General features: G+C 68.6%; 12 protein-coding genes. All 12 read right to left on the reverse strand.

Annotation, left to right across the window (positions count from 1 at the left end; all coding sequences use genetic code 11):
• A partial coding sequence (locus tag ASG00_RS15215) for a hypothetical protein (protein WP_162238342.1) occupies positions 1 to 515 on the reverse strand: 515 nt, incomplete at its 3' end.
• A gap of 71 nt (positions 516 to 586) precedes the next feature.
• A complete protein-coding gene (locus tag ASG00_RS04090; protein WP_056207073.1) occupies positions 587 to 2,914 on the reverse strand; it encodes a phage tail tape measure protein in 2,328 nt (775 codons plus the stop codon).
• 3 nt (positions 2,915 to 2,917) lie between these two features.
• Positions 2,918 to 3,112 carry a hypothetical protein gene (locus ASG00_RS15660; protein ID WP_056207075.1) on the reverse strand — a complete coding sequence of 65 codons (195 nt, stop codon included), beginning with the start codon at positions 3,110 to 3,112 and terminating at the stop codon, positions 2,918 to 2,920.
• 41 nt (positions 3,113 to 3,153) lie between these two features.
• A complete protein-coding gene (locus tag ASG00_RS04100) occupies positions 3,154 to 3,453 on the reverse strand; it encodes a hypothetical protein (protein WP_235559129.1) in 300 nt (99 codons plus the stop codon).
• A 48-nt stretch (positions 3,454 to 3,501) separates the two neighbouring features.
• Positions 3,502 to 4,098 carry a hypothetical protein gene (locus ASG00_RS04105; protein WP_056207080.1) on the reverse strand — a complete coding sequence of 199 codons (597 nt, stop codon included), beginning with the start codon at positions 4,096 to 4,098 and terminating at the stop codon, positions 3,502 to 3,504.
• Positions 4,095 to 5,096, reverse strand: a complete 1,002-nt coding sequence (locus ASG00_RS04110) for a phage tail tube protein (RefSeq protein WP_056207082.1) — start codon at positions 5,094 to 5,096, stop codon at positions 4,095 to 4,097. Before ASG00_RS04110 ends, ASG00_RS04105 begins: the two co-directional genes overlap by 4 nt.
• Positions 5,093 to 5,419 (reverse strand): hypothetical protein, encoded by a 327-nt coding sequence (locus tag ASG00_RS04115; RefSeq protein ID WP_056207085.1) that lies wholly within the window; start codon positions 5,417 to 5,419, stop codon positions 5,093 to 5,095. The genes ASG00_RS04110 and ASG00_RS04115 overlap by 4 nt, the downstream gene beginning before the upstream one ends.
• Positions 5,420 to 5,430: 11 nt before the next feature.
• Complete coding sequence (locus ASG00_RS04120) at positions 5,431 to 5,904, reverse strand: hypothetical protein (protein ID WP_056207087.1); 474 nt, start codon at positions 5,902 to 5,904, stop codon at positions 5,431 to 5,433.
• The gene (locus tag ASG00_RS04125) at positions 5,901 to 6,251 is read right to left on the reverse strand and encodes a phage gp6-like head-tail connector protein (protein ID WP_056207089.1); all 351 of its coding nucleotides are present in this window, start codon (positions 6,249 to 6,251) and stop codon (positions 5,901 to 5,903) included. The genes ASG00_RS04120 and ASG00_RS04125 overlap by 4 nt, the downstream gene beginning before the upstream one ends.
• A gap of 85 nt (positions 6,252 to 6,336) precedes the next feature.
• Entirely contained in the window at positions 6,337 to 6,687 is a 351-nt protein-coding gene (locus ASG00_RS04130) for a hypothetical protein (protein ID WP_056207090.1), read from the reverse strand.
• On the reverse strand, positions 6,684 to 7,958 hold the full coding sequence (locus ASG00_RS04135; protein ID WP_056207092.1) for a phage major capsid protein: 1,275 nt from the start codon (positions 7,956 to 7,958) through the stop codon (positions 6,684 to 6,686). The genes ASG00_RS04130 and ASG00_RS04135 overlap by 4 nt, the downstream gene beginning before the upstream one ends.
• Positions 7,955 to 8,553 (reverse strand): HK97 family phage prohead protease (locus tag ASG00_RS04140; protein WP_156456193.1); only part of this gene is annotated, 599 nt, incomplete at its 5' end. The genes ASG00_RS04140 and ASG00_RS04135, both read right to left, overlap by 4 nt.

Raw genomic sequence — 8,553 nt, forward strand, 5'->3', positions numbered from 1 at the left:
CCCACTCCGGGCACACTCAGCTCGCACCGTCCGTCACGCGGCGCCGGGGTTACTCGAATCCCGTTCGCGTGGAGGATCGAGGTAATGACCGCGGCCGAGTTGGTCGGGTGATTCTCGATCGTGCCAGGCGTGTAGCTGCGACTCCATCCACCGAAGGCGCGCAGCCGAACGGGCTTCGTGATCTTGTCCGCGGCGTCCCGACCGGAGAGCACCAGACGCCCGCTCTCCTCAGACGTGTCGAGGTCTGCGACTCGACCGGCGAACACTGGCACGGTGAGCCCGGCGTATCCCGCCGCGCAGGTCATATCCGAGTTGAGCCAGGCGTCCACGTCCGCACCGCGCAGCGGGCTCGGCGCGTTCGCGGCGAAGGCGTCGCCCTCGACCCGCACCGTCGTCGACACGCTGCCGACAACGTCAGATGCCCCATCGGGCATGTCACCGTCGAGACGGCGCTCGACGGTAATCGTTTCCGCCCACCCCGCGGCGGCGCCGAGGTCAACCCCCGGCACCGCCACGGGCGCGGACACAACGACGCCGGAACGCGCGGACAGCGCCGAATCGAACCCAGCCGGCCCAACTTGCATCGTTACCTCCGCTTCCGCTTGTGACGCTCGACCGTCTCGTAGACCGTGCGGCCGTCGAGCTTCAGCACGTTGTGCACGAACGTGTCGCCGTCGTCGCCGCCAAGCCCGTAGTCACCCGCCTGCGACAGCGGCACGACGGCCTCCGGGCCGGCCTCACCGATCAGCGCCAGCGTGGGACCGGTCACCACCCCACCCTCGGCGAGGGCGGGGATACTGAACCGCGGGAACTGGATGTGCCCTCCGCCGAGGAACCAGGGCAGATCAAAGTTGATCTGCCCGAGCGTGTTGTTCCACGTCTCGAGGGTGAAGCGCATCACGTTGAGCAGGACACCGCGCACCAGGTCGGTGAATCCGCGCCAGCCGTCGCCGATCCGGTTCGGGATCTCCGTGAAGAACCGAATGATGTCGCCGACCCGGTCGCCGATCCAGTCGACTCCGTCGCCAATTCCCCCGGTGAACTGGCCCCACCAGTCACCCAGTCCCTGGACCAGGATCTGGAAGCCGAGCGACAGATTCCGCCAGGCATCACCGAGGAACCCGACGAACCCCTCCCACGCCTTCTTGCCGTCCTCGGTCTGGGTGAGCCACTCGACGAACTGCGCCACGAGCGTGGCGATGATCACCACGAGAGCGCCGATGCCGGTCGCTTTGATCGCGGTCCCGAGGCCCGTCATCCCGACGCTGGCAGCGTTCGATCCGGTAGCCAGTCCACCCATGAGTAGGGCCGCAGGCCCGAGCCCGGCGACGAGGCTGACGAGGTCACCACCGAACGCGGACAGGAACGTCGCGACCCCGCCGAGCGGTCCCCCCATGTCGACGAGCCCGCTGAGCCACGACTGAACCCCGCGACGCAGCCCCTCGACCTTGGACGTCGGCCCGTCCTCGATCGCCTTCGCCACTCGATACGCCGCACCGCCGACCTGATCCATGCCCTGCGCGGCGGTGTTGGTGTCGAGCGCGTAGAGCGCGCCTTGCAGATCCTCCGCCTTCGTGCCGAAGAACTGCACGGCGAGCGCGTTGCGCTGCACCGGATCCTCGATCGAGTTGAGCCCGTCGAGCACCATCTGAAGCGCCTTCTTGGCTTCGGGTCCACCGGTCGCGATAGCGTTCGCCGCCCACTCTCCGTTGATCCCGAGGCGTCGGTACGCCTTGCCGAGCGCGGTCGACCGATCGGCAGCGTTCGCGTTCGCGGCGGTCACCTCTGCCGCGGCATCTGCGACGGCCTTCTGTGCCGACGCGAGCGCATCCTGAGCGGCGAGCACGCTGTCCGCCCCGTCCACGCCAGCCGCGTCGGCAGCGGCCTTCTCATCCTTCAGAGACACGACGGCCTTCTGCTGCTGCTCGAGGTTGTACGTCGCCTGCTCGTACGCCAGCTCCGCCTCGGCGCGATCGAGCGACGTCGACCGCGCGTCACGCATGGTCGCATTGAGCTGCTGCTCGGCTCGGTCCTTTGCCAGGGTCGCCGAACGCTCCGAGAGCGCCGCGCCCACGAGCTGATCCGCCATGTCCTTCAGCCGCTGGGATGCCTGCGCGCGCGCTGCGTTCAGACTGTTCTGCGCCGCAAGCTCGCTGCGCTGCGACGTGACCAGCGACTCGCCCGCAGACTTCACCCGCTCGAGCGCCGCCGCCTGCTCGGCCGCGGTTCGCACGACGGGCTCCTGCCCGCGGATCGTGAACTCCTTGAGTGCGTCCGCGAGGAAGTCGCTGTTACGCGCACCCGCGATCATGCCCTGATTGAGGATGCCGAGAGACGACTTCGCGTCCAACCCGAGCTTCGCGAAGAACGGGCTGTATTCCGTGAACGTGTCGAGCAGATCATCGGCCCGGTTCACGGGCGACTGAAGACCGGAAGTGATCACGTCGAGCGCATCCGCGATCGACGGGGCGAGATCGTTTCGCATGATCGCCGCGGCGGCGCCAGCCGTGCGCGACACGTCCTGCTCGAACACGTCGGAGATCACCAGGGCCTTGTTGGCGACGTCCTTCATTTCGCCGTCGCTGAGGCTCCCGAGATTCTGGCGGACGGCAGCGATCGCGTCGTTCACCTGGGCGCGATCGGCGAACCCCTCGGACCACAGATCGCCCGCAAGAGTCCCCTGCTTGCGGGCGTCCTCAGCGAACGTCCCCAGCTCAGCGGCCAGCCGGGCGTTGCTCTGCCCGATGTCCATCGAGTCACCGACGACACTGCCGATCTTCTCCTTCGCCCACGCTGCGGCGATGCCGGCGGCGGCACCGACAGCAACCGTCTTGAAGCCCTCCATCACCTTTCGCGCCTGCTCGTCGCGGGCAACGATGTTGATGACGAAGTCCTTCGCGGACACTGCGCCCACGGCTTACCTCCTCCGGCTCGAGCGGGCGGGCTCGCGTTCGTCGCGTGCCCGCTTCGTTTCCTGCACTTGCTTGTCGCACGACTGCGCGAGCGCGAGCCATGTGCCGTACTCGAGATCGCCGACGTTCGTCGGCGTGATCCCGGGCCAGAACTGCGCGTGAGAGATCGTCAGGATTCGTTTCGCGATCTGACGCTCCACGAACGGCTCGGCGCGCTCGAGCGTGTCCGTGCCGAGGTCGACTACTCGTCGGCCGGCGCGAGCGTTTCGGATTCCGGTCCCGTAGGGTTTGCCTCTGCCTCGTCCTCGCTCTCACGAGGATCGCCGGGCTCGCCGATCATGACTCCGAGGTCACCGGCCGGGCCGTCCAGCATCGCGTTGAAGTCGGGCGTGAACCCCGCGTTTCGTTGAGCGAGGAAGCTCATCGCGGCGAGCGCGAAGATGTCGGCCTCCTTCGCCTGATCCTGAAGCTCGATCACGCCGAGGCCGGTCTGCCGCTGAAGCTCGATCACGTCGCGCGCTCGCGCGTTCCGCAGGGTCACCACTCGCAGCTCGTGCCCGTTCACCTGAATCTTTGCCATGTTCTCTCCTCACGTCTTGTCTGCGATTTGGCGCAGAGCGTCGTCGATCGCCGCGCTCACGCGCCCGGCCATGCGCTCCGCGCCGCGGAACGCAGGCCCCCAGAAATAGGGCTGCCCGGCCTGGTCGTACATGCGTTCGCGGTCACCCCACGCGGGATGCCGGAACCGCCGGGATTGCCAGAACGTCGCGCCCGTCTTGCGGGCGTTCGTCGTGCGAACCGAGATCGCCGTCCGCTTCTCGGTGAGTGTCACGCGGGTCTTGAGCGATTGCTTGATGCCCTCGCGGAGCCCGCTACCTCGACCGGCGTTCTTCACGTCTACCTCCCGATAGACGTTGAACAGACGGAACGCAGCGGTCCCGGTCTTCTTGTTGACGACGAGCCGCCGCCGCTGACCCGCGACCTTCACACCGCGGGGCAGCGGGCCGCTCAGAATGGCCCGCTGCTCCGCAATGATCTCGTCGCCCGAGCGCCGCAGATCGCGGCGCGTGTTTCGAGCCAGTGCGGGGCTGAACTCCTTGATGCGGTCGAACTTCGCCCGAACGTCGTCAGGCTCGAGCGCGACGCGCGGGAGCGCGACGCGCGGGAGCGCAGCCCCGCTGCTCACGGCGCCGTGTCAGTCGACCGGTAGACGATCCAGATCGGCTGCGCTGCGGAGCCGTCGTCGAACGCCTCGAACGGGATCTCCTGGGTGATCGGGTCGCCGCCGTTCGACGTCGGAACCTCGCCGCCCAGCCGCACGGCGGGCAGCACGATCTGGAGCACCGAAACACCGCTCGTGAAGGTGAGCAGCACCGGCAGTGCGGTCTGCGACAGGTACGCGTCGCGGAGCGTGTTGTCGATGTACTCCGCCGTGAGCTTCCCCGTGATCTCGGGTCGGCCAAGCTGCGGCGCACGCGACCGGAGGCCGGCGCCCCCCAGGTTCCATCCGCCCTTGTCGAGATTCCGCTTCAGCGAGAGGTCGAGTCCGGTGATGTTGACGGCGGCGGTCCCGCTCAGGGTCGCCATAGCCGTGTTGGTGGGAGGCGTGAGGGTGCCGCCGATGATGATCGCGCCCTGCACGAAGGTGAAGAGCGTGTCATCGGTCGGATACGACGCTGCCGCCGCCGCGACGAGCGTCGAGAGCTGGCGCATCGTGAGCCCGAACTTCGCCGAGACGTACTCGCCTTCCTTGACCGCCAGGTCGAGGGTGTCGAACACGCATCCGGTGAAGGTGTGGGGGTAGGCGTTGAGCCCGCCGATCACCGGCAGAACTTCCTGCATGGTGTACGACGGAACCGGGTCGGTCGTCGAGAGGGTGTGTACCTGCTGGTACAGCGCGCCCGCGACGAGTGTGGTCGTCTGAGCGCCCATGAGCGCGTTGAGCAGATACCCGAGCCCTCGGGTCGGTGCGTCCAACTCGATCTCAGCGGACCCCTCGAAGCGTGAGATCGAATGGCGACTCGTTCGCGCGACCCCCTTCGTCGGCCGGAGCCCCTTGCCCTTGATCGTCTGGACGTCGTACTTCGCCTTGGCCTCCGTCTCGAAGAACCGCGACACGGTCGCTGCCGTGCCGTAGGTCGTCTCCTTCGCGAGGCCGACCGTGAAGTCAAGCTGCGTGGTCACTTGCTCTCCTCTCCTTCGATGCTCGGCTTCGGCGTACGAGTCGACTTGGTCGGCGTGCTGCCCGGCTCCGCAGCCGGCGCGACATCGACCGAGTCGGGCTCGGCGCCGATCAGGTCGGGCTCGTAGGCCGCAGCGAGCGCGACCTCGACTGCGCTTGCCGCCGACTCCGCCGCGACGTCGATCGGCTCGAAGTTGTCGCGCTGACCGGCGAGGACCGCGGCGACATCTTCGGTCACCTCGAACTCCTCACCCGCCGCAACGACCTTCCCGAGCGCCGGCACGTCCAGCGCGCCGAGCGGGCTGATGTTCTTGAACTTCGCCATGCGTTCTCCTTTCACTGCCCGCGCACTCTGTGCGCGCAGATGAACTCAGCGGCCACCTCGACCTGGAAGCCGCTGTTGTATTCAGTGCCGTCCGAGTCGACGGCGCCAGGCAGGCACCACATCACGGCGCCGCCAAGCTCGGTGTGATCGCCTTCGACGACGTAGGCGGTGATCTTGTTGAGCAGCGCGAACGCGCGCTGGTAAGCCTCGGCGGCACTCCCGTCGTCCTCGCTGTGACCCGCGCGCCACACCGTGATGGAGATCCCGAGCGTGATCGTCTCGTCATAGGACCGTCGCGCGCTTACCGTTTTCGGGTCCGCAGCCCCGCTCGCAGCGGTGAGCTGCACGGAGTCGTCATGAACGATCGGCCACGTCCACCCGGCGTAGATGTCCACTTCAGCCTCGTCGGCAAGCGCCGCTCGAATCGCGGCCTCGAGTCCATCGCGGGCGAGCAGCACACCGGTCCCTGCGTGGATGCCGCTCACGCGTCGTCCCCCGGGTACAGCCGCGGCGGGTACTTCGCGAGCAGACCCTCGATCCACCGCGGGAGGTCGAACCCGATCGCCTCCGAACCATCCTCGCGGGCACTCGGTCCACGCTTCTCCTGTTTCCAGCGAAGCTTCGCGAGCGCACGCGCCGCGAGGATGAAGTCGAGCGGCACGCTCCCGTTGATTTCGTGCCGGGTCGGATCACTCAGCCGGCCCGTCTCACGGTCGACGCGCTGGCACGCCGCACCGATGAACAGCTCCAACTCGGCCCAGTCGTCCTGCCCCTCCTTGTACTGCACGGCCGTTCGCATGTCCTCGGCGTGCAGCGGCCAGTTGTCGGCCATAGCGTCTCCTCTCCGCTGTGCGGGTGCTGGGCCGCACGGCCCAGCACCCGCACTTCGTGTCGCTCCGCCTCGCGGCGGATTCGAGCTATTCGGCCAGAGCCGCGTAGCCGACGGCGACGAGCTGCTCGGCCTCGGCGGCGGGCACCGAGATCGAACCTCCGGCGGGAGGCCACGGCACGCCGTTGCGGGCGCCCGTGATGGTGAGACGCATCGTCACCTTCACGTCGCCCTCCTGCGCCTCCGTGGGCGCGCCGATGTCCTGACCCGCGAGCAGTGCCGCGAGCTTCCGGTCCGACTCGGCAGCTTCCTCGCGCAGACGCGCGATCTCTGCATCCTTGTCGGCCTCGGATTCGGTCCCGGCCGGCGCCTCCACGGTCTGCGCCGGCTGCTCCGTGGTGACCGCTTCGCCCGGCTCGGCGGGCTTACGGGCGGTCACGACGCACCGCCGACGAAGGACTTGACGGCCGAGGCGTCCATGAGCGTGCCGTCCGCGCGGACCTTGCCGCGGAACGCGATCTGGTCGGCACCGAACAGGGCCTGGTCGGAGCGCTCGACGCGCGTCGCGCCGACGAGGCGAACCCAGTACCGCGAGAAGTCGCCGTAGAACAGCGACTTGGAACCGAGCCCGAGCGGGGCGAGGAACGGGTCGCGGAACACCGGGGCGCCGAGGAGCTGCGCGGGAGCACCGGTCTGACCGTTCGGCTCCCAGTAGTAGCGGCCGGTCGAGTCCTTCAGCTTGCGTGCCGCACCGACGGCGCTGTTGGCCGCGACCCAGGATGCGTTCGCCTGGTAGGGCGGGAGCAGCGACTCCTGAAGGTCGATCAGGTTGTCCCACGACGGGGCGCCCAGGACGCCCGTCGCGCCCGTCACGCCGGTCGTCGCGGCAGTCGCGATGCCAGTCGGCTCGGTGCTGCCAGCGCCGGTCGCGAGCTTCTGGCCGAGCAGCACGGCGATGTTCTCGCCGATCAGCCGCGTGACCAGGCCCTCGATGTCGACGAGCGAGTCATCGACCAGTTCGCGGCTGATGCCCCGGTAGTCGCCGTAGCCGTAGGCCTTCAGGGTGACCTGACCGAACGTGGGATCGGTGCCGGCGGGCTGGGTGGCCTCCGGCGCGGTCGACGCGGAACCGAAGCTCGCGAGCCGCGGGAGGATGACGTCGTCACCCTTCTCCGTGGTGAGTACGTAGGCACCCGCCGCGAAGATCCCGGAGAACTGGCGGAGCGGCTCGACGAGCTGGGAGAGGAAGGTCTTCCCCACCGTGTTACCGCCCGCCGCCGCCGTGCCGACGCTCAGCGCGCGGATCTCCGCTGCGAGGGATGCCGGCGTGGCCAGCGGGACGGCCCGGCTGATCGCGCGCGCCTCTTCCGGGGTCGCCGAGTACTCGAGCGGGGAACCCGACGAGCGGAGCGCCGCGCGGAGATCGTCGGCGAACCGCTTCACGTCCGCCGCGGCACCGAAGGCACCGGGGTTTCCGAGCAGGCCGGCCGCGAAGTCGACGGCTCGCTGCTCGAGGTCACGCTGCTGCACGAGCAGGGTGATCCGGTCATCGAAGTCGTTGTAGGCGCGCTCGAGCTTCTCGAACTTCTCCTTCTCGTCGACCGTGAGCGCTCGCTCCTGGGCGATGTCGGCGAGCGGCTTGCCCTCCGTGTGCCAGACGCGGTGCTGCTCGTCGGCAAGCTCCTTGATTCGGGTTGCGATGTTGGTCACTTCCGACCTCCGTTCTTCCCGCGTCCGCGGGATCGAGTTGCAAGGGCGGTGTGCTCCTTGCGGGACAGACGGGCCGCGCTCCGTTCGGTCGCGGCGTTCTCCCAGTCGCCCGGTGCGGGCGGCTGCGGGTGAAGGGCTGCTCGCACTGCGTCGAGGTCGACGCTGCGTTGCAGTTCGGCCGTCGCCGCCCAGTAGGCGGGATCGGCCACGGGTGCGACGTCGATGAGGACGGCTCGCAGGATGCGGCGCACGAGGATGCCGTCGGCGTTCTCGCGCCACTCGACGCCGTCGGGCAGGATGCGGAAGGCGAAGCTCGAGTGCGAGTAGTCGCCGCGCGAGGCCAGCTCGGCCGCATCGCGCCCGGCTGACGTGTTGGGCAGATCCACCGAGTAGGGCAGTCCGATGTCGTCGACTGCGACGCGGAGCGTGCCCGCGTCGGTCGTTCCGAGGAGCAGCCGCGAGTCGTGCTCCGCTCGAGCGATCACACGCGTGTGCACGGCGAGGTCGAGCGGCCCGACCGGGCCGAACGCGGCCGGGTCGATTTCCTCGACCCACCCTCCGAGGTCGCGGGACTGCGAATTGAAAACGGCCCCGT

This window comes from Microbacterium sp. Leaf351, from assembly GCF_001423825.1.
GTDB lineage: Bacteria > Actinomycetota > Actinomycetes > Actinomycetales > Microbacteriaceae > Microbacterium > Microbacterium ginsengisoli.